Annotated in this window: 14 protein-coding genes; 5 read left to right on the top strand and 9 right to left on the bottom strand. The window is 67.9% G+C overall.

Annotated elements, in window-relative coordinates:
- Positions 1-18: 18 nt before the first annotated feature.
- From IAE24_RS26430 to IAE24_RS26420, 3 genes are read left to right on the top strand one after another with little or no spacing between them, the layout of a single operon-like run.
- Entirely contained in the window at positions 19-1,293 is a 1,275-nt protein-coding gene (locus IAE24_RS26430; protein WP_199960942.1) for a flavin-containing monooxygenase, read from the top strand.
- 60 nt (positions 1,294-1,353) lie between these two features.
- Positions 1,354-1,788, top strand: coding sequence for a RidA family protein (locus tag IAE24_RS26425; protein ID WP_012204875.1), 435 nt, complete (start codon positions 1,354-1,356; stop codon positions 1,786-1,788).
- 53 nt (positions 1,789-1,841) lie between these two features.
- Positions 1,842-2,519, top strand: coding sequence for a DUF1028 domain-containing protein (locus IAE24_RS26420; protein ID WP_199960941.1), 678 nt, complete (start codon positions 1,842-1,844; stop codon positions 2,517-2,519).
- 67 nt (positions 2,520-2,586) lie between these two features.
- Here the strand turns inward: IAE24_RS26420 and IAE24_RS26415 are convergent, their stop codons facing one another.
- Both IAE24_RS26415 and IAE24_RS26410 read right to left on the bottom strand, forming a co-directional pair.
- Positions 2,587-5,583: a diguanylate cyclase gene (locus IAE24_RS26415; RefSeq protein ID WP_233626228.1), complete on the bottom strand. Its 2,997-nt coding sequence runs from the start codon at positions 5,581-5,583 to the stop codon at positions 2,587-2,589.
- A gap of 308 nt (positions 5,584-5,891) precedes the next feature.
- A complete protein-coding gene (locus IAE24_RS26410) occupies positions 5,892-6,872 on the bottom strand; it encodes a LysR family transcriptional regulator (protein ID WP_199960939.1) in 981 nt (326 codons plus the stop codon).
- Between the two features lie 118 nt (positions 6,873-6,990).
- Here IAE24_RS26410 and IAE24_RS26405 point away from each other — a divergent pair, with 118 nt between their 5' ends.
- Complete coding sequence (locus IAE24_RS26405) at positions 6,991-8,259, top strand: serine hydrolase domain-containing protein (RefSeq protein WP_199960938.1); 1,269 nt, start codon at positions 6,991-6,993, stop codon at positions 8,257-8,259.
- Positions 8,256-9,428, top strand: a complete 1,173-nt coding sequence (locus IAE24_RS26400) for an MFS transporter (protein WP_199960937.1) — start codon at positions 8,256-8,258, stop codon at positions 9,426-9,428. Before IAE24_RS26405 ends, IAE24_RS26400 begins: the two co-directional genes overlap by 4 nt.
- A gap of 10 nt (positions 9,429-9,438) precedes the next feature.
- Here IAE24_RS26400 and aspA read toward each other — a convergent pair whose 3' ends face one another.
- The 7 genes from aspA to IAE24_RS26365 form a co-directional block, all read right to left on the bottom strand.
- Positions 9,439-10,857, bottom strand: coding sequence for an aspartate ammonia-lyase (gene aspA / locus IAE24_RS26395; RefSeq protein WP_199960936.1), 1,419 nt, complete (start codon positions 10,855-10,857; stop codon positions 9,439-9,441).
- A 14-nt stretch (positions 10,858-10,871) separates the two neighbouring features.
- On the bottom strand, positions 10,872-12,302 hold the full coding sequence (locus tag IAE24_RS26390) for an amino acid permease (protein WP_199960935.1): 1,431 nt from the start codon (positions 12,300-12,302) through the stop codon (positions 10,872-10,874).
- 126 nt (positions 12,303-12,428) lie between these two features.
- Positions 12,429-13,448 (bottom strand): amino acid ABC transporter substrate-binding protein, encoded by a 1,020-nt coding sequence (locus IAE24_RS26385; RefSeq protein WP_199960934.1) that lies wholly within the window; start codon positions 13,446-13,448, stop codon positions 12,429-12,431.
- Between the two features lie 21 nt (positions 13,449-13,469).
- A complete protein-coding gene (locus tag IAE24_RS26380) occupies positions 13,470-14,786 on the bottom strand; it encodes a dicarboxylate/amino acid:cation symporter (protein ID WP_065348162.1) in 1,317 nt (438 codons plus the stop codon).
- Between the two features lie 114 nt (positions 14,787-14,900).
- The gene (locus IAE24_RS26375; protein ID WP_199960933.1) at positions 14,901-15,902 is read right to left on the bottom strand and encodes a C45 family autoproteolytic acyltransferase/hydolase; all 1,002 of its coding nucleotides are present in this window, start codon (positions 15,900-15,902) and stop codon (positions 14,901-14,903) included.
- Positions 15,903-15,912: 10 nt separating this feature from the next.
- Complete coding sequence (locus tag IAE24_RS26370; RefSeq protein ID WP_013802977.1) at positions 15,913-17,370, bottom strand: biotin carboxylase; 1,458 nt, start codon at positions 17,368-17,370, stop codon at positions 15,913-15,915.
- Positions 17,367-20,270, bottom strand: a complete 2,904-nt coding sequence (locus tag IAE24_RS26365; RefSeq protein WP_013802976.1) for an aminotransferase class I/II-fold pyridoxal phosphate-dependent enzyme — start codon at positions 20,268-20,270, stop codon at positions 17,367-17,369. Before IAE24_RS26365 ends, IAE24_RS26370 begins: the two co-directional genes overlap by 4 nt.
- Positions 20,271-20,286: the final 16 nt, after the last annotated feature.

Genomic DNA, 20,286 nt, shown 5'->3' with positions numbered 1-20,286 from the left:
TCCTGAGAGACCCACACCATGACAGCTGAAATCCAAACCATCAACACGCTCGTGGTCGGCGCCGGGCAGGCCGGCATTGCGGCCAGCGAACACCTGAGCCAGCTTGGCGTAGAGCACCTGGTGCTGGAGCGCCAGCGCATCGCCCAGGCCTGGCGCACGGGGCGCTGGGACTCGCTGGTGGCCAACGGGCCGGCCTGGCATGACCGCTTTCCGGGCCTGGAGTTCAAGGGCGACCGCGACGGCTTTCCCGGCAAGGACGAGGTGGCCGACTACTTCGAGGACTATGTCCGCCAGATCAAGGCGCCCGTGCGCACCGGCGTGGAGGTCAGGCGGGTCACGCGCAACCAGGGCCGGCCGGGCTTCACGGTGGAAACGTCCGAGGGCGTGATCGAGGCCCGCAACGTGATCGCGGCCACGGGGCCGTTCCAGGTGCCGGTGATCCCGCCGATAGCGCCGGCTGCGCCCGCCGATGGCGGCCTGCTGCAGATCCATTCCGCGCACTACCACCGCCCCGCGCAGTTGCCCGAAGGCGCCGTGCTGGTGGTGGGCGCAGGCTCCTCGGGCGTACAGATCGCCGATGAACTGCAGCGCGCGGGCCGCAAGGTGTTTCTCTCGGTGGGCGCCCATGACCGGCCGCCGCGCGCCTATCGCGGCCGTGATTTCTGCTGGTGGCTGGGCGTGCTGGGCGAATGGGATGCGGCCATTGCCAAGCCCGGCCGCGAGCATGTGACCATTGCCGTCAGCGGCGCGCGCGGCGGCCACACCGTGGACTTTCGCGCGCTGGGACACCAGGGCATCACCCTGGTGGGGCTGACCGAGTCCTTCGCCGATGGCCGGGTGCGCTTCCGGGACGACCTGGCCGAGAACATCGCCAACGGCGACGCCAACTACCTGGCCATGCTCGATGCGGCCGACGACTACATCCGCCGCAACGGCCTGGACCTGCCCGAGGAGCCCGAGGCGCGCAGGCGCCTGCCCGATCCGGAGTGCGTGACCCATCCGCTGCGCGAACTCCACCTGGCCGCCGCAGGCATCACCTCCATCATCTGGGCCACGGGCTACAGGGTGGATTTCAGCTGGCTGCAGGTGGACAGCTTCGAGCCCGGCGGCAAGCCGCGCCACCACCGCGGCGTGGGCCATGAGCCCGGCATCTACTTCCTGGGCCTGCCCTGGCTGTCGCGCCGTGGCTCGTCCTTCATCTGGGGCGTGTGGCATGACGCCAAGTTCGTGGCCGACCACATCGCCAAGCAGCGCCGCTACAGCGACTACGACGCCGCCGCCCGCAGCAGGTAGCAGGTAGCAGGTAGCGCGCTCTGAGACACCTTCCCATCCACCCCCTGCAGGAGCCAGACCATGCCCACCCATACCCGCATCCGCATGTTCAACACCAAGGACACCTATCCCAACCAGTCGCTGGACAACGACCTGTGCCAGGCCGTGCGCGCCGGCAACACTGTCTATGTGCGCGGCCAGATCGGCACCGATTTCGAGGGCAACCTGGTCGGCCTGGGCGATCCGCAAAAGCAGGCCGAGCAGGCGATGAAGAACGTCAAGCAGCTGCTGGAGGAAGCGGGCAGCGACCTGTCGCACATCGTCAAGACCACCACCTACATCATCGATCCGCGCTACCGCGAGCCCGTCTACCGGGAAGTGGGCAAGTGGCTCAAGGGCGTGTTTCCCATCTCCACGGGGCTGTGCATCTCGGCCCTGGGGCAGCCGCAGTGGCTGATGGAGATCGACGTGATCGCGGTCATTCCCGATGACTGGCAGCCGCCGGCCAGCGCCTGAACGTCGACCACAGCAAGCACCTGGTACAGCCGCATAGGCAGGAGGCAGAAACCATGACTTTTTCGATTGTGGGGCGCTGCGAGCGCACCGGGCAGCTGGGCGTGGCCATCAGCTCGTCCAGCATTGCGGTGGGCGCGCGCTGCCCCTGGGTGCGCGCGGGCGTGGGCGTGGTGTCCACGCAGAACATCACGCTGCCCGCCCTGGGCCCGCGCGTGCTGGACCTGCTGGAGCAGGGCGCCGACCCCCAGGCCGCGCTGCGCCAGGCGCTGGACGACGGCAGCTGGCCCCAGTACCGCCAGGTCACCGTGGTGGACGCACAGGGCCGCACCGGCGTCTTCAGCGGCAGCCAAGCCCTGGGCATCTTCACCAGCGCCGTGGGGCGGCAGTGCGTGGCGGCCGGCAACCTGCTGGCCAGCGAACGCACCATCGAGGCCATGGTGCCGGCCTTCGAGCGCAGCGCGGCGCTGCCGCTGGCCGAGCGCCTGCTGGCCGCCATGCAGGCCGCCATGGCCGCGGGCGGCGAGGCCGGGCCCGTGCATTCGGCCGCGCTCAAGGTGGCGGGCGAGCACAGCTGGCCCATGGCGGACCTGCGCGTGGACTGGTCGGAGCACGATCCCATCGGCGCGCTGCAAGGCCTCTGGGTCGCCTACGCGCCGCAGATGCAGGACTACCAGACGCGCGCCATCGATCCCACGGCCGCGCCCAGCTACGGAGTGCCCGGCGATGAGTGAGGCGGCCGGGTAGCCGGCACATCGCCTTGCCCGGGCGCACGGGCGTGTCGCGGCACTGGCATGGCGCTCACTTGGCGTCCGAAATCACGGGGGTATCGGGCGTCCAGCACGTGGTGCGGTTGCGGCCATTGCGCTTGGAGAAATACATGGCGGCGTCGGCCCGCTCCAGGCAGCGCTCGACCGATGCCTCGCCCTCGTCCATGAGGCATACGCCCAGGCTCACGGTGAAGCGGATCGGGCTGTCCTGGCCCTGTACGGACACGGCCAGCGCCGCCACGGCCTCACGCAGGTTCTCCGCGCGCCGCAGTGCGGTCGGGGCGTCCACGTCCGTCAGCAAGACGGCGAATTCCTCGCCGCCCAGGCGGCCCAGCATGTCGCCCTGGCGCAGCTCCTTGGACACCGCGATCACCAGATGCCTGAGCACCTCGTCGCCCACGCCATGGCCGAAGCTGTCGTTGACGCGCTTGAAATGGTCGATATCCAGCATGATCAGTGCCGACGGATGGCTCAGTCCCAGGCGCAGGTGCTCCAGCTCCGACTCCATGCGCGTGATGAAGGCCCGCCGGTTGCTGGCACCCGTGAGCGCATCGGTCAATGCCAGGGCTTCGAGCTGCGTTTCGCGCCTCTTGTAGTCCGTCACGTCGTGGAATACCCAGCAGTAGCCAAGCAGCCGCTCCTGCCTGCGAAGCGGCAGCAGCTCCGTTTCTATATGGCGGCCGTTGGACAGGGCAAAGATCGTTCGTTGCGACAGGGCACCTGCCCCCGGTTGCGGCGCAGGTTGCAAGGCCCTTGCCATGGCCGGGGGCAAATAGGACAGCAATGTCTGCAGGCTTTTCCCCACAAGGCACGCGGCGGACAGCGGCAGCTCGAACAGGTCCACCAGCATTGCGTTGCTTGCCCTGATGCACTGCCCCGCATCGTCGGTCACCAGGATGCCCGACGGAAATTTCTCGATGATGGCCTCCAGCCGCTGCTGGACCTCGTGCAATGCACTCTCCGCCTGATGGCGGGCATCTACGTCGAACAGGGTCCAGATCACATTGCCCTGGGGATCTTCGGGGTCCAGCAGTGCGCCCTGCATGTCGAACCAGCGCATGTGGCCGCCCTTGACCTTCAGTGCCCACTCGGTACGCACCGTGCCCTTCAGGCTCAGGCGCTCATACAGCGATGCGAAGCTGTGGAAGCTGTCGCTGGACGGATGCAGTTGCTGGAATGAGCACTGCGGCTCCAGTGCGCCCGCCGCAAGGCCAAAGCACTTGGCTGCCTGGGCATTGGCGTAGACGATGCTGCGGCGATGGCTGGCGACAAGCACCAGGGCGCTTCCGCGCTCCAGCAGGGCGCTCACCATATGGGTCTGCTCCACCCGTTCCTGGATATCGGTGTGCATTCCCAGCATGCGCAGTGCCTTGTTGTCGGCATCGCGCAGGGTGACTTCCCCGCGCGATTCGATCCATCGCCAGGAGCCATCGGCCTGCCTTATGCGCATCTCGACACGGAATGGGTCGCCGTGTTCGAGGTGGCGCCTGAGCCGTTCCTGGACGCGAGGCTGGTCCAGTGGGTGCAGCAGATGCATGAAGCCGGCCACGGTGAACGAGCCGAGTGCCTGGTCCGGCATGCCCAGCATCTGGTAGCAGCGGGCATCCCACAGCACCTGGTCCTGTTCGCGGTCCCACTGCCAAAGTCCGTCACGCACGGCGCCGATGGTCAGCCGCAGACGCTCCTCGCTCTCGTGAAGCGCCTTGCGCAGGCCTTCGTCCTGGGTGACATCGAGGATGTATCCATGCCAGAGCACGGTTGCGTCTTCGGTGCGTTGCGGGCGTGCATGGCCCTGCAGCCAGCGCACGGAGCCATCGGCGGACTGTATGCGGTACTTGCAGGCCCAGTCCCCCTGGCTGCGCATCGCTTCGTCGATGGACTGCCTGAGCGCCGAGATATCTTCCGGATGAACCCGCTGTGCCAGGTCCTGCAAGGCAGTGCCTGCCGTATCCGCATCGATGCAGTGCATGGCATAAAAGCCGGGGTTGGCAAACGACAGGGCGTAGTGGCCGGCAGGGTCCCAGCTGTACTGGAACAGGCCGCCCGGGACTTCCTCGGACAGGAGATGAAAGCGCTCTTCGGACTGGACCCGCTGGTCCTCCTCCCGCCAGCGCTGGAACGCCAGCCAGGCCGTCAGCATCCCGCCCAGGAAAATCAGCAGCGTGCCTATCCCGTTGCGCCACAGGCTCTGCCGTATGGTCTCGTTGAGCGGGCCGAACACGGCCTCGTGGTCCAGCCCCGTGCTCACCAGGATCGGAAAGCCGCTCACGCGGCTCCAGGCATACATGCGCTGTATGCCGTCGGTGCTCGCCAGCGCCTCGTAGGTGCCATGCGTGACGTCGGGGGCAAACAGCGCCACCCGCGTCGCGGGCAACTGGCGCCCGAGCACCCGATCCTGGTTCTGCGAGCGTGCAAGATAGGTGCCGTCCTCGCGCAGCAGCAAGATCACGTCGCGCGGGCTGTCGAAGATGGCCTGCAGCTGCCGCGACAGGTACTGCGGCGACAGCGACACCACCAGCACGCCCGCAAACGCGCCTCGGTGGTGCAGGGCGCGGCTCAGCTGGATACCCCATTGCCCGGAAACCCGTCCCTGCACCGGACGGCCTATGAAGGTTCCCTGCGTCAGGCCCTTCAGATGCGCCTGGAAATGTTCGCGGTCGAGAATGGACACGCTCTGCGCAGGCGGCTCCGAGGCTGCCAGGCTCGAATACACCACCTGGCCGTTCGCATCGGCCACGGCCACCTGGACGATGGTGCCGGGCGGATAGGCCTCCTGGACGCTGGCGACGGCCCGCCCGAATGCCTGCGAGTCACCCGACTCGTAGTCCCGGGCCAGGTCCCGCAGGGAATAGTTCAGGCCCGACAGCATGGTCCCGGCCTGCGCGGAAACCGCCTGGGACATCTGCGAGACGCGCAGCCATGCCTGATCCCGTGTGTAGCGCTGCATGTACTGGTGGCTGGTCAGCAACGCGGCCCAGTACAGCCCAGCTGCCAGCACCATGAAGCAGACGCCCACGATGATGGCCAATGATGTTCTTGCGTGCGAGCGCGAGGAAAGGGCGGGACGATGGATAGCGGTGGAACGAGAAGACATGCAACGCAGCGAGACAAGAAAAGAGATCTGCAACGCCAGCCGTCAACCGCAATGGCCCACCGATATAGCGCCCCTGCACGCCACAGCGCTCGAGACGCAGGTCCTGCCTGCCGGTGGGCCAGAGCAACCGATATGACTCTGTGAATACGCTGCTCTGTAAGCATGCTAACCCAGATGGAGGCCTGCGCGATAGCCAGCAAGGCAGGGCGGGGGCCTGCAGGCTGCAGCAGCCGGCGCGCAGCCTATCTGCGCGTCCCGGATGTCTGGGGTGTCTTGGGTGTCTTGGGTGTCTTGGGCGCCGCGGTCCTGGCAGCGTCCTGGGCCTGCCCGGGTTGCTCCTGCGGAAACACCCGCGCGCACAGGAAGTCCACCAGCGCCCGCAGCTTGGGCGAGGGGTGCTTGCTGGCGGGCCACAGCACGTGGAAGACGTTGGTGTGCTCCATGCAGTCCGCCAGCACGGGTTGCAGCCGGCCGTCGGCCAGCGGCTCGCGGATGGAGAACTCCGGCAAGTAGGCGATGCCCAGGCCCTGCAGCGCAAAGCACAGCCGGGTTTCGATGTTGTTGCAGATCATGGAGGTGGGCAGTTGCAGTTCGGGCGCGCCCGCTGCGCGCCGCAGCACCCAGGGCTCCAGCTTGCCGCTGTGGGGGTAGCGGTAGTGCAGGCAGCTGTGCTGCAGCAGATCCTCGGGCACCCGGGGCGTGCCGCGCTGCGCCAGGTAGCCGGGCGAGGCCACCAGCAGGTAGCCGAAGGCACCCAGCCGGCGCGCGGACAGGCGTGAGTCGGCGGGCGCGCCCGTGCGCACCACGGCGTCGAAGCCTTCCTCGATCACATCGACCAGCTGGTCGGTGAAGTCCAGGTCCAGCTCGATCTCGGGATAGGCGCGCATGAACTCTCCCAGCACCGGCAGCACCAGAGAACTGACCAGGGGCAGGCTGACCCGCAGCCGGCCGCGCGGCGCGGTGCTGGCCTGCGACAGCTCCAGCTGCGCGGCCTCGATCTCGGCCAGGATGCGCCGGCTGCGCTCCAGGAACAGCGCGCCCTCTGCCGTGAGCGTGATGCTGCGCGTGCTGCGGTGGAACAGGCGCACGCCCAGCCGGTCCTCCAGCCTTGCCACGCTCTTGCCGATGGCCGATGCCGAGATGCCCAGCAGCCTGCCGGCCGCCACGAAACTGCGGGTCTCGGCGACCTGCACGAACACCACGAACCCGTTGAGGCTGTCCAAACGCCGCTCCTTCATTGCGGACATCCAGTTCCGCATAAACCGGAAATCTACCCCACTTTTTCTTTAATCGCGGGCTTTCTATCGTCGGAACCCTGTTCATTTGATCCCGGGAATTCCCATGAAGATTGCCCTTTCTGCAGCGCCTTCAGCACCTGCTGCACCCGCTGCACCCGCTGCGCCCGCTGCGCTGCCTGCGACCCTGTCGTCCTCGCCCCTGTCCGACCGCATCCAGGCCGTGGTCCGGCAGGCGCTTGAGGCGCAGCGCCTGGTCGGCGCCGTGGTGCTGGTGGCGCGTGGCGGCGCGCTGGTCCACCGCCAGGCCGCAGGCTGGGCCGACCGCGAGCGCGGGCTGCCCATGGCCGTGGATGCGGTGTTCCGCCTGGCCTCGGCCAGCAAGCCCATCGTCTCGGCTGCCGCGCTGGTGCTGGTGGCACGGGGACTGCTGGCGCTGGACGAGGGTGTGGAGCGCTGGCTGCCCCGGTTCCGCCCCCGGCTGGCCGATGGCGGGCCCGCCCGCATCACCGTGCGGCAGCTTCTCAGCCACACGGCGGGGCTGGGCTACCGCTTCTTCGAGGCCGATGCACAAGGCCCCTATGCGCGCGCGGGCGTATCGGACGGCATGGACCGCCAGGCCATCGGCCTGGCAGAGAACCTGGAGCGCATCGCCAGCGTGCCGCTGCTGTACGCGCCGGGCACGGCCTGGGGCTACTCGCTGGCCACCGATGTGCTGGGCGCCCTCATTGAGCAGGTGCACGGCAGGCCGCTGGACCAGGCCGTGCGCGAGCTGGTGACCGGGCCGCTGGGCATGACCGATACCGGCTTTGCCGTCACCGATGCGCTGGCCGCGCAGCGCGTGGCCACGGCCTATGTCAGCGATGTGCCGCAGCCCCATCCGCTGGCCGAGGGCGAGACCGTGTCGCCCTTCGAGGGGAGCATCGGCATTGCCTTCAGCCCTTCGCGCATCTTTGACGCCCAGGCCTTTGCCTCCGGCGGCGCCGGCATGGCCGGGACGGCAGGCGATTTCCTGCGGCTGCTGGAAGCCCTGCGCCAGGGCGGCAACACCCTGCTGCCCGACGCCCTGGTCGCCGAGATGGCGCGGGACCAGACCGGCGGGCTGGCCCTGCCCAATGCGCCGGGCTTCGGCTTTGGCCTGGGCTTTTCCGTGCTGCGCGATGCGTCGCAGGCGGCATCGCCGGAGTCGGTGGGCACCTGGCGCTGGGGCGGGGCCTATGGGCATTCCTGGTTCGTGGACCGGGCGCAGGAGCTCAGTGTCGTGGCCTTCACCAACACCTTGTACGAGGGCATGTCGGGGCGCTTCGTCAACGATTTGCGCGACGCGGTCTACGGGGTTTGTGAGGTCCACGGGGCTTCGGGAGCGCCGCAATGAACGGAACACGCCAGGACCGCCTGCCCGTTGCCTCCCTGCTGGCGCTGGCCATGGCAGCCTTCATCACCATATTGACGGAGGCGCTGCCGGCCGGCCTGCTGCCGCAGATGGCCCAGGGCCTGGCCGTGACCGAGGCCTGGGTGGGCCAGACCGTCACCCTCTACGCCATAGGTTCCCTGGTGGCCGCCATACCGCTGACGGCCGCCACGCAGGGCATGCGCCGCCGCCCCCTGCTGCTGGCGGCGATCGCGGGCTTTGTCGTCGCCAACACGGTCACGGCCTTGTCCACGCACTTTGCGCTGACCCTGGTGGCGCGCTTTCTGGCGGGCGTCTCGGCCGGGCTGCTTTGGGCGCTGCTGGCCGGCTACGCGGCGCGCATGGTGCCCGGCCATCTCAAGGGCCGCGCCATCGCCATTGCCATGGTGGGCACGCCGCTGGCGCTGTCGCTGGGCGTGCCGGCCGGCACCGTGCTGGGCCAGTGGGTGGGCTGGCGGCTGTGCTTCGGCCTCATGAGCGTGCTGGCGCTGGCGCTCATGGTCTGGGTGCGCGCCCGCCTGCCCGACTTTGCAGGGCAGGCGGCAGGCCGCCACCTGCCGCTGCGGCGCGTGTTCACCCTGGCGGGCGTGCGCCCCGTGCTGTTCGTGGTGCTGGCCTTCGTGCTGGCGCACAACATTCTCTACACCTATATCGCGCCCTTCCTGGCGGTGGCGGGCATGGCCGCGCGCACGGACCTGGTGCTGCTGGTGTTCGGCGCCACCTCCGTGCTGGGCATCTGGATCACCGGCGTGCTGATCGACCGCCACCTGCGTGCGCTCACGCTGGCCAGCATTGCGCTGTTTGCACTGTCCACGCTGATGCTGGGCGTGGCCGGGGATGCACCGGCCCTGGTGTATGCGGCGGTGGCCGTCTGGGGCCTGGCCTTTGGTGGTGCCGCCACGCTGCTGCAGACCGCCATTGCCCACACGGCGGGCGAGGCCGCCGACGTGGCGCAGTCCATGCTGGTCACGGCCTGGAACATGGCGATTGCCGGCGGCGGCATCGTGGGCGGCCTGCTGCTGGCGCGCATGGGCGTGGGCGCCTTCACGCCCGTGCTGCTGGCGCTGCTGTGCGCATCGCTGGCCGTGGTGTGGGCGGCCAGGCGGCATGGCTTTCCTGCGGTGTGCAGGTAGGGCAGACCGGTCATCCGAGTTTCAGTGCCGAGGGCCGCGTGAGGATCTCGGGCCGCAGGATGGTGTCCAGCTGCGTTTTGCTCAGCAGGCCCCGGGCCAGCACGATGTCGTAGACGCTGCCGCCGCTGGCATGGGCTTGCTGGGCCACGGAAGTGGCGTTGGCGTAGCCGATGTAGGGGTTGAGCGCGGTCACGATGCCGATGGAGTTCTCCACCGCCGCGCGCAGGTGTTCGCGGTTGGCGGTGATGCCCTGCACGCAGCGCTCGGCCAGCGTCAGGCAGCCGTTGCGCAGGTGGCTCACGCTTTTGAAGATGCTGTGGGCGATGATGGGCTCGAAGGCATTGAGCTGCAGCTGCCCGGCCTCGGCCGCGAAGCTGACGGTGATGTCGTTGCCGATGACCTCGAAGGCGATCTGGTTCACCACCTCGGGGATCACGGGGTTGACCTTGCCCGGCATGATGCTCGATCCCGCCTGCATGGCCGGCAGGTTGATCTCGCCCAGGCCGGCACGCGGGCCGCTGGACAGCAGCCGCAGGTCGTTGCAGGTCTTGGACAGCTTGACGGCTACGCGCTTGAGCACGCCCGACAGCTGCACGAAGGCGCCGCAGTCCTGGGTGGCCTCGATCAGGTTGGGCGCGGTCTGCAGCGCAATGCCGGTGATCTCCTGCAGGTGCTTGAGCACCAGGGGCGCGTAGTCGGGATGGGCGGTGATGCCCGTGCCTATGGCGGTGGCGCCCATGTTGATCTCGCAGATCAGCAGCACGGCCTCGCGCAGCCGCGCCTGGTCCTCCTCGATCATCACGGCATAGGTGCTGAATTCCTGGCCCAGCGTCATGGGCACGGCATCCTGCAGCTGGGTGCGGCCCATTTTCAGCACATCCTGGAACTCCTCTGCCTTTTGCGCGAAGGCCAGGCGCAGCGTGTCCATGGCGTCGATCAGCCCGTGGATGCCGAACCAGGTGGCGATCTTGAGCGCGGAGGGGTAGACATCGTTGGTGCTCTGGCCGATGTTCACCTGCTCGTTGGGATGCAGGTACTGGTACTCGCCCTTGTGGTGGCCCAGCAGCTCCAGCGCGCGGTTGGCGATGACCTCGTTGGCGTTCATGTTGGTCGAGGTGCCGGCACCGCCCTGGATCACGTCCACCACGAACTGCTCGTGCAGCCGCCCGCCCTGCAGCTCCTGGCAGGCGCTCACGATGGCATCGCAGCGCCGCTGGTCCAGCAGGCCCAGCTCATGGTTGGTCAGGGCCGCCGCCTGCTTGATGCTGGCCAGGGCGCGGATCAGTTCGGGGTAGATGGAGATGGGCGTGCCGGTGATGCCGAAGTTCTCCCGGGCGCGCAGGGTGTGCACGCCGTAGTAGGCGTCGGCGGGAACCTCGCGGTCCCCCAGCAGGTCGTGTTCGATGCGGACGGATGGATCGGTGCTCATGCTTGTGTCTCCATTTATTCGGACTTGACGATCAACGGACCCAGGCCTTCCTGAGCGGCCTGCTCCTGTTCCACGCGGCCGGGTTTCGGGCGGCCCCAGTGGAGCTTTTGCGCCAGCATGCCCAGGGCGACCAATGCACCGCCCAGCACGCTGGTGTAGAGCACTTCCTTGCGGTAGGTGCCCTCGGCCACCATGACCACCATGGAGGCGACGATGAAGAAGATGGTGGCGTAGGTCAGCGCCGGGAAGCACCACATCTTCAGGCGGATGGGCGTGCCGCTGGCTTCGAGCTTGCGGCGCATGTGCAACTGCGACACGGCGATGCACAGGTACACCAGCAGCGCGATGGAGCCGGTCGCGGCCATGAGCACATCGAACACGTCCATCTGGCCGGTGGCGGTGAGGGCGACCGTCAGCAGGGCCAGCGCGCTGGAGGCGATGACGGCCATGTAGGGCGCGCTGGTGCTGCGGCCCAGGGTCGTGAACAGGTGGGGGGCGTCGCCGCGGCGCGCCAGCGAGAAAAGCATGCGGCTGGAGGTGTAGAGCGCCGAGTTGAAGCAACTGCACACGGAAGTCAGCACCACGAAGTTGACGATCTGGCCGGCGAAGGCAATGCCCAGGTGCTTGAGCGCGACGGCGTAGGTGCCTTCGGTGGAGAGGATCAGGCCCGGGGTGTCGTACGGAATCAGGCAGACCACGATGAAGATGGAGCCCACGTAGAACAGCGAAATGCGCCAGACCACGGACCGGGTGGTCCGCACGATTTCCTTGCCCGGGTCCTGGGATTCGGCCGCCGCCACGGTGACGATCTCGGCCCCGATGAAGGCGAACATCGCGCCCAGCAGCGCCACCACCACGGCGCCGGGGCCGTTGGGCATGAAGCCCTTGCTGGTCAGGTGCGCCATGCCTGCGACATCGCCCGCAGGCCAGAGCCTGGCGATGGCCAGCGCTCCGATGGCGATGAACAGCACAATGGCCACGACCTTGATCAGAGCGAACCAGAACTCGAACTCGCCAGAGTTGTGCACCGGCAGGAAGTTGACGGCCATCAGGCCGAAGACCACCACCAGCATGTAGCCCCAGATGGGAACGGCCGGCATCCAGGCGTTGAGGATGGCCCCGGCCACATAGGCCTCCCAGCCCATCAGCAGTGTCCAGAAGCACCAGTACAGCCAGCCGATCGTGAAGCCGGCCCAGCGCCCGATGGCGCGGTCTGCGTAGGTGGAGAACGAGCCGCTGTCAGGCTGCGCCACGGCCATCTCGCCCAGCATGCGCATGACCAGCACCACCAGGATGCCCCCGCCCATGTACGCCAGGATGGCTGCGGGGCCGGCACTGGCAATCACCTTGCCGGAACCGACGAACAGCGCACCGCCGATCACCCCCGCAATGGATAGCATGGTGAGGTGCCGCGGCTTCAGCCCACCTTCGAGTTGCTGACTCATTTCCTGTCTCCTTGTATTTGCTGTTGCAAAGTGGGCGCGACCCGCGTGCTGCGTGCCTTGCGCAGAGCAAAGCCGGGCGAGGCGCCATCCGGCGCGCAATGGGTGCAGGTGCAGGAAGCAACCGCCTCAACGGGGTTGGGCGGCCAGGGTCTCGATGAGGGTCTGCAACTGGGCGCTCATCGGCAGGTCCAGGCTGGTGCCCGAGGGCAGGCGGCGCAGGAACCAGCGCCTGTACTGGCGCTCGATCTCGCCGTCCTCGGCCAGCGCCTGGAAGCTGCTTCTCACCACCTGGGCCAGCTGGGGGTCGTCCTTGCGGAACATGATTGCGTAGGGGTCGTAGGAGAGGTAGTCGCCCACCACCTGGAGCCTGGCGCCCTGGCTCGCGCCCGTGCCGCCGTTGCCCTCCGCCTTGCCGGCGTTCTCCGCGATCAGGCCGTACAGCAGCACGTCGTCGGTGGCGAAGGCGTCGGACTGGCCGCCGGCCACCTGGGCAAAGCCCTGGGAGTGGTCGGGCACCACCTGCAGCTGCATGCCCAGGTGGAACTTGCGGTCCAGGTCGCGCATGGCTTTTTCATTGGTGGTGCCGGCCGTCACCGCCACCTTCTTGCTGGCCAGGTCGCGCAAGGAGCGGATCTGCGTGTCCTGCCGGACCATGACCTTGGTGCCGGCCACGAACATGATGGGCGAGAAGGCCACGCGCTTTTGGCGCTCCAGATTGCTGGTGGTGGAGCCGCATTCCAGGTCCACCTTGCCGCTGGCCACAGCGTCCACGCGGTTGTCGGCCGTGACGGGCACCCAGCGGATGGCCAGGCTCCTGTTGACCGCATCCTCGATGCTGGTCACCAGCGCCTTGCACAGCTCGATGGAGTAGCCGATGGGCTCGTTGCGCGCGTTCAGGTAGGAAAACGGCACCGAGGCCTGGCGGTAGCCCAGCGCAATGGAGCCGCTGGCGCGCACCTTGGCCAGCGTGCCGCTGAGCGTGGCGGGCGCGCGGCTGGCGGCGGTGCGCTCTGGCGTGTCGGCTTCCTGGGCGCCGGCCGTGGCGGCCAGCAGCGCAAGGGCCGCCACGCCCGCTGCCGCTGCCGCCCGCGCCGGCCCCGGCAGCGCCCATGGCTGCCCGGGCCGTGATCTGGGTTCGGGTTTCATGGCGTTTCCTTGTGCGGGTTGTCAGGAATGGGCCGGGGAGGCGGGATGGGCCAGCGTGGCCTTGACCTCCGAATCCAGCCGTGCGGCATTGGCAGCGGCTTCGGTCTCGGGCAGCAGGTCGCCCTCCCACTTGGCGACGACGGCGGTGGCGATGGAGTTGCCCACGGCGTTGGTGGCCGATCGGCCCATGTCCAGGAAGGTGTCCACGCCCAGGATGAGCAGCAGGCCGGCCTCGGGGATGTTGAACTGGTTGAGCGTGGCGGCGATCACCACCAGCGAGGCGCGCGGCACGCCGGCCATGCCCTTGGAGGTCAGCATCAGGATCAGCAGCATGGTGATCTGCGTGCCCAGCGACAGGTGGATGTCGTAGGCCTGGGCGATGAACAGCACGGCGAAGGTGCAGTACATCATGGAGCCGTCGAGGTTGAACGAGTAGCCCATGGGCATCACGAAGCTGGAGATCTTGCGCTTGACGCCGAAGCGGTCCAGCGCGTCCAGGATCTTGGGGTAGGCGGCCTCGGAGCTGGCGGTGGCGAACGAGAGCATGAAGGCTTCCTTGATCAGCACCAGCAGCCTGAAGATGCGCGGGCCCAGGAACAGGAAACCGGCGATCACCAGCACTCCCCACAGCAGAAACAGGCCCAGGTAGAAGTCCCCCATGAAAACGGCAAACTTCAGCAGGATCTCCAGGCCGTTGACCGACACGGTGGCCGCCATGGCCGCCAGCACGGCCAGCGGCGCGAGCTTCATCACATAGCCGGTGATCTTGAGCATGACGTGGGACAGCTCGTCGATGGCGGCCACCAGCGTCCTGCCCTTTTCACCGAGTGCGGCCAGGGCTACGCCGAAGAACATGGAGAACACGACGATCTGCAGGATCTCGTTGTTGGCCATGGCCTCGGCAAAGGACTTGGGCACCAAGTGGCTGACGAAGTCCTTGAGCGTGAACTTGGCGGTGGCGAGGTTGGCCGAAGCGCCGATGTCCGGCAGCGGCAGCCCCAGGTTGTGCCCCGGCTGCAGCAGGTTGGCCAGGACCAGGCCCATGACCAGCGACACCAGCGAGGCGGTGACGAACCAGCCCATGGCCTTGAGGAACACCCGGCCCACCGAGGCCGCGTCGCCCATGTGCGCGATGCCCACCACCAGCGTGGAGAACACGAGCGGGCCGATCAGCATCTTGATCAGCCGCAGGAACACGTCCGACATGATGGAGATGTAGCCCGCGATCTGCGCGGCCGCCTTCTTGTCGGGGAAGTTGATGAACACCATGTAGCCGATCACGATGCCCAGCACCATGGCAACCAGAATCCAGATGGCGGGCGGAAGTCTTCTTGTCATTTCCATGTCTCCTTCGGAACCTGTGGGGAATGCCTGGACGGCAGTGCGTGGCACCTTGTCCCGGGCGTCGGATGCAAGCGCTGAATGCAGGCGCGGGATGCCGGGGCGGGGCGCTCAGGGGCCCTGGCTCAGGTAGGCGATCTCCCGGTGGCCCTCCTCGAAGGCCGCCAGCGTCTGCGGCCAGGCCTGGCCGGGCCAGGACAGTTCGAGCCGGCCCGACCGAGGGGCGTAGGCCGCCGTGTACAGCGTTCCGTAGCCGCGCCGCCAGGCGGGCTGGTACAGGGGCTCGCGCAGCAGCGCGGCCTGCGTGTCGCCGGCCGGCATGCCGGCTTCGATCTGCTGCTGCAGGGCCGCCAGCCGCTCGCAGGCGCTGGTGGCGCGTGCATGCTCGGGCCACTCCACCGTGTGCTGGAAGTTGGTCACGGCCCGGCGCCGGGTCACTTCCACGGGGCGGTCGGGGTTCAGGAACACCGTGGCCCATTCGCCCCGGGCGTCCAGCAGCGTGACGCTGTAGCACATGTGCACGGGCACGCGCTGCAGGATGGCCACGGCCGATGCGGTGTCCTGCGCGATCTCCAGCACATAGCGCAGCACCAGCGGAATGCCGAAGCCGTCGCCATGGGCCGTGCGGCCGCCAAAGGACAGTGAGGCGGCCAGGCCCGACTCGTTCATGCCGTCCAGCGCGCCCCACAGGCAGTCGCCCATGGCGGCCACGCGCTGCCCGCTCCAGCGCGTGGCCAGCCAGTGGCCCTCCAGCAGCGCGGGCGCGAAGTCGTAGTTGCGCAGCAGCATGGGTTCCTGCTGGCCCACCGCATCGAGCCAGACGGCCTGGGAGCAGCCGGTGATGTAGGGCGGCGGGCACCACAGCGACAGGAAGCGCGCCTCGATGTCGCCGCCGCCGGCCAGCTCCACCAGCCGCTCCCAGGTGGGCACCAGCTCCGGCATGTGCTGGCGCAGGGCGCGGCGGCACTCCAGGAAGCCGGCGCGCGCCACGGCGCCCTGGCGCAGGAACCAGGCGCGGTAGTAGGGCCAGGCCTGCTCGCACAGGGCCTGCCATTTCCGGCCGGGCAGGTCTTCGGCGATGGCCTGGAAGCGGATGCGGGTAGGCAGGGGCATGGGGAGGCCTTCAGAGGATCTTGAACGAGCCCGGCGCCGGCGCTGCGCCGGGCTGGGTGGCCAGGATGGGCTTGCCCGCGTAGTAGTTCTTGATGCCGCGTATCCAGTCGCGCGCCCGGATGTTGAGCTTGAAGTTGTCGTCCATCGAGCGGCCGCGCGTGATCAGGATGCCCAGGTCGGCGCCCTCGTAGCGGTAGTCGCCGGGGCCGGTGATGCGCAGGAAGAAGGCCTCGCGCTCGGTGTCTATGGCCTTGCGGTTGTAGTCGAAGCGCTGGTAGGCCACGCTGCCGTCCTCGCCCATGCGGTAGATGCCGGTGGCCGGAGCATGCGTGACCTGGTCGATGCGGTCCTCGTTGAACTTGAGCACCACCTGAGACCAGGAATCGATGAAATGCGGCTGGGCCCAGCGCTCGTTGATCTCCTTGACGTTCAGGTCGAACGGCACGCCCGAGAATTCGAGCAGGTGGAACAGGAACAGCGGCGCATCGGCGTAGGCGAAGGCGGCATGGTTGGTCATGGGGCTGGCGCCGCAGATGCGCGGGTTCAGCTCGCCCAGGTAGACCTCGCCGGTGTCGGTGTCGATCAGGAAGTCCAGGTCGAAGTAGCCGCGGTAGCCCTCGGCCAGCAGCTGGTTGCCGAAGCGCTCGGCCATGTCGCGCGCCCTGGCGCGCACCTCCTCGGAGAAGGCGCCCGGGAACACCTCGTTGCCGCACCAGCCGCCCTTGTAGGGCGTGAGTTCGCGCGCGCCCACCACCTCGGTCAGCAGCGGCCCGACCAGGGTGCCCGACTGGGTGGCGCAGGCCTCCAGCGTGGCGCCGCGGCAGTTGATGCGCTTCATGATCTTGACCTCGGGGTCGTTGACGATCTCGTCCTTGTGCTTGTCGAAGTCCTCGCGCGAGGCGATGAAGAAGGTGGTGTGGCCCGAGTCGCCGAAGGCCGACTGCACCACCAGGTCCTTGCCCAGGCCGTGGCGCTCGGCGATCTGCATCAGGTGCTCGTAGCTGTCCACCTTCTCCAGCGCGTTGGGCACCGAGTACACGCCGGCCTTGTTGCCTATGCGCACGGTCTCCATCTTGTTGTCGCAGCGCTGGCGCAGCGCGGCTGGCGGAAACCAGACCTCCATGCCCAGCTCCCGGGCCAGGGCCTCGGTCTTCTCGTCGAACATCAGGAAGGTGGCGACCGGCTTGCCGCCACGCCGCTCGATCAGGTCCACCACATCCTTGTGCTGCAGTAGGTAGTTGTTGATGTCCTCGATGGACTCGAAGGGCTCGTGCGGCAGCTCCTGCGGCACGAAGGCGTTGGGGTGGCGGCCGTCGAAGCAGTCGATGTAGTTGATGTAGCGGAAGCGGTTGACCCAGCGGTCCATGCCCAGCAGGTTGAAGTTGGTGGCGCTGATGAAGTAGATGGGCCGCTCGTTGCGGTGGAACATCAGCAGCAGGTCGGCAACGCTTTTGACTTTGTTGTTCACTTCTTGCTCCTCGTCGTGGTCTTCTTCGGGGTGGGGGAAAGCGTGATCAGTTCAGGTTCGGGCTCGGGTCGGACCAGGCCCAGGCCTTCGTCGCCCGCCTGCGGCTGCGCCGCGCGGCCCGACAGCGCCAGCGCGGCGCGCGCGGCCGTGGCCTGGGCGGCGCGGTCCAGCGCGGCCCGGCTGAAGATGCGAAAGCCTAGCTCGGGCCGGAAGCCGTGGATCTCGCGCACATCGAGCGCGGCCATGAACTGCAGGATCTCGGCGCTGATCACCTGCCCGGGCACAAGGATGGGAAAGCCCGGCGGGTAGGGGATGACGAAGAGCGCGGACACCAGCTCGCGCCCCTCGGCGATGGCGCGCGCGGCCTCGGCCATGTCGATGTATTCGCAGTTGGTGTCGTCGTACGAGAGGAAGAAGGCGCTGCGGATGTCGCCGTCGCGCGTGCCTGCGCGGCCTTCGACGCTGCGGCCCCGGAAGGCGAAGTGGAAGCTGGAGAAATTGGGCAGCGGCGGCTGCTCCAGCGTGAGCGAGCGCACGCGCCTTTCATGGATGCGCCGCTCGATGGCGCTCAGGTCGGCCACGCGGGCGTCCACGTCGCGGGCAATCTTGATCAGCACCTCGATCAGGTAGGCGATGGCCGAGCGCGTGCTGCCGATGTTGGTCATGAACAGCACGGTGTTGCGCGAGGTCTTGTTGATCTGGATGCCGTACCTGTCCATCAACTCCTTGTTCTTGAAGGTGTCGCCGTCCATGCCCGTGGTGCCGATGACCAGGGTGGCGCGGCTGGGGTCGAGCACGAACTCGTCGCTGCGCCATGCCACCTCCAGGTTGTCCCAGCCCGTCTCGTCGTTGTAGTAGTTGTCCACGCCCGACTCGCGGTAGGCCAGCGGCACCAGGTCGCCGATGCGCAGGAAGCGGAAGTAGCGCCTGAGCAGGGGGTGGTGCAGCACCTGCTCGCGCAGGCTCATGGCCAGCTCCAGCTGGCGCTGGATCAGCTCGTAGCCCTCCAGTTCCACCTGGCGGCGGCCCACGTCCAGCGAGGCGAGGATCTGGTAGTTGGGCGAGGTCGAGGTGTGCGTCATGTACGCCTCGTGGAAGGACTCCTCGGCCTTGTCCTTGAAGTCCTGGTCCCAGATATGGATCATCGAGCCCTGGCGCAGCGCCGTCAGCGTCTTGTGCGTGGAATGCGTGGCGTAGACCCGGATGCGGGCCTTGGCGGGGTCGGGGATCAGCCGGGTCTCCAGCAACTGCTGGTCGTCCTCCCAGTCGATGCTGGCGGCGAACTCGGCGTGGCGCCTGGCGTAGGCCGGGTCCTTGAAGGTCTCGCACAGCTTGGCGGCGCTGGCCATGGCCGTGCGCGGGCGGTAGATGGGATGGCAGCGCGCGAAGGCGAACCAGGCCTCGTCCCAGAGGAAGACCAGGTCGGGCTTGATGGCCAGGCATTCCGTCATCACGCGCTCCACGTCGTAAACGATGCCGTCGAAGGTGCAGTTGGTCAGCAGCACCATGCGCACGCGCTCCAGCGTGCCCGCGCGCCGAAAGCCCAGCAGGGTCTCCTTGATGTGGCGCAGCGGCACGGCGCCATACATGGAGTACTGGTCCAGCGGATAGGAGTCCAGGTAGGCCACCTGGGCGCCGGCCAGCACCAGGCCGTAGTGGTGGGACTTGTGGCAGTTGCGGTCCACCAGCACGATGTCGTCGGGCCGCACCAGGGCCTGCACCACGATCTTGTTGCAGGTGGAGGTGCCGTTGGTGGCGAAGTAGGTGCGCCTGGCGCCGAAGGCGCGGGCCGCGTACTCCTGGGCCAGCTTGAGCGGGCCCACGGGGTCCAGCAGCGAGTCCAGCCCGCCCGAGGTGGCCGAGGTCTCGGCCATGAACAGGTTCATGCCGTAGAACTGGGCCAGGTCCCCGATCCAGTTGCTGTTCATGATGGACTTGCCGCGCGCCAGCGGCAGCGCATGGAACACGCCCGTGGGCTGCTTGGCGTAGTCGCGCAGCGCGTGGAAGAAGGGCGTTCTGTGGCGCTCGCCCACGCCTTTCATGATGGCGCTGTACAGCTCGATGTGGTCTTCCTCGCCGAAGAAGATGCGCTTGAAGACCTCGCCCACGCGCGCGGCGATCTCCTCGACGCTGACATCGGTGACCAGGTACAGGTCCAGCTCGGGGCGCAGCTGCGCGATCTGGCGGCCCAGCAGCGGGCCGCGCTCGAACTCGGGCATGGCCTCGCTGTTGTCGTCCATGCCTTCCAGGAAGCGGCGCAGCATGCCGTTCCTGTTGACCGAGCGGAATGGAAAGCCATGGCGTATCACCACGGCCTGCAGGTTGAAGTTGACCAGGGTGGCGATCAGCGCGTCCTCGAAGCTGGGCACCACCACGATGTCGAACACGAAATCGTCGTCGGCGCTGCGCTTGCGCTGCACGCGGCGGCGCAGCGCGTCTTCCTCGCTGGCCGACATCTCATCGACGATCAGCACCTCGAAGTAGGGCCGCGTCAACTGTGCCTGACGCTCGCTGTCGGTCTCTATCTGCGAGGGCAGTTCGTTGTCGTTGTCCAGCGTGTTGGCGTCATGCCGGTAGGTGCGCGCAGCCAGCACGCGGTGGATGCGCCGCGCCGCCTGGTGCGCGCGTGCCAGTTCCTCGCGCTCTATCCACTGGCACAGCTCGCCGAAGACCCGGCCCCCGGGAAAGGCCCAGTAGCTTTCGACCGGAGCCAGCGCGTCGATGATGGTCTGCACATGGGCCAGGCGGCTGGCACGCTCGGGGTGCTCGGGCGCCAGGATGGCCAGCCGGCTGAGATCGTCCACCAGGCTGATCCAGCCATCGGCACGCATTTCCCAGACGCTGCGGTGGCGGCTGAGGGAGGCACGGGCGCGCGTTTCGGTCGGGGGGCGGGATGTCATCGTTGTCTCCTGGTTT

Origin of the sequence: Delftia sp. S65 (assembly GCF_016516495.1) — a bacterium.
Classification (GTDB): Bacteria; Pseudomonadota; Gammaproteobacteria; order Burkholderiales; family Burkholderiaceae_C; genus Comamonas; species Comamonas acidovorans.
This window is presented reverse-complemented; position numbering and strand designations above follow the sequence as displayed.

What these genes read in the sequence shown, in the direction of transcription:
- IAE24_RS26430 (WP_199960942.1), top strand. Translation starts at nt 19, where the DNA reads ATGACAGCTGAAATCCAAACCATCAACACGCTCGTGGTCGGCGCCGGG.
- IAE24_RS26425 (WP_012204875.1), top strand. Translation starts at nt 1,354, where the DNA reads ATGCCCACCCATACCCGCATCCGCATGTTCAACACCAAGGACACCTAT.
- IAE24_RS26420 (WP_199960941.1), top strand. Translation starts at nt 1,842, where the DNA reads ATGACTTTTTCGATTGTGGGGCGCTGCGAGCGCACCGGGCAGCTGGGC.
- IAE24_RS26405 (WP_199960938.1), top strand. Translation starts at nt 6,991, where the DNA reads ATGAAGATTGCCCTTTCTGCAGCGCCTTCAGCACCTGCTGCACCCGCT.
- IAE24_RS26400 (WP_199960937.1), top strand. Translation starts at nt 8,256, where the DNA reads ATGAACGGAACACGCCAGGACCGCCTGCCCGTTGCCTCCCTGCTGGCG.
- aspA (WP_199960936.1), bottom strand. Translation starts at nt 10,857, where the DNA reads ATGAGCACCGATCCATCCGTCCGCATCGAACACGACCTGCTGGGGGAC.
- IAE24_RS26390 (WP_199960935.1), bottom strand. Translation starts at nt 12,302, where the DNA reads ATGAGTCAGCAACTCGAAGGTGGGCTGAAGCCGCGGCACCTCACCATG.
- IAE24_RS26385 (WP_199960934.1), bottom strand. Translation starts at nt 13,448, where the DNA reads ATGAAACCCGAACCCAGATCACGGCCCGGGCAGCCATGGGCGCTGCCG.
- IAE24_RS26380 (WP_065348162.1), bottom strand. Translation starts at nt 14,786, where the DNA reads ATGACAAGAAGACTTCCGCCCGCCATCTGGATTCTGGTTGCCATGGTG.
- IAE24_RS26375 (WP_199960933.1), bottom strand. Translation starts at nt 15,902, where the DNA reads ATGCCCCTGCCTACCCGCATCCGCTTCCAGGCCATCGCCGAAGACCTG.
- IAE24_RS26365 (WP_013802976.1), bottom strand. Translation starts at nt 20,270, where the DNA reads ATGACATCCCGCCCCCCGACCGAAACGCGCGCCCGTGCCTCCCTCAGC.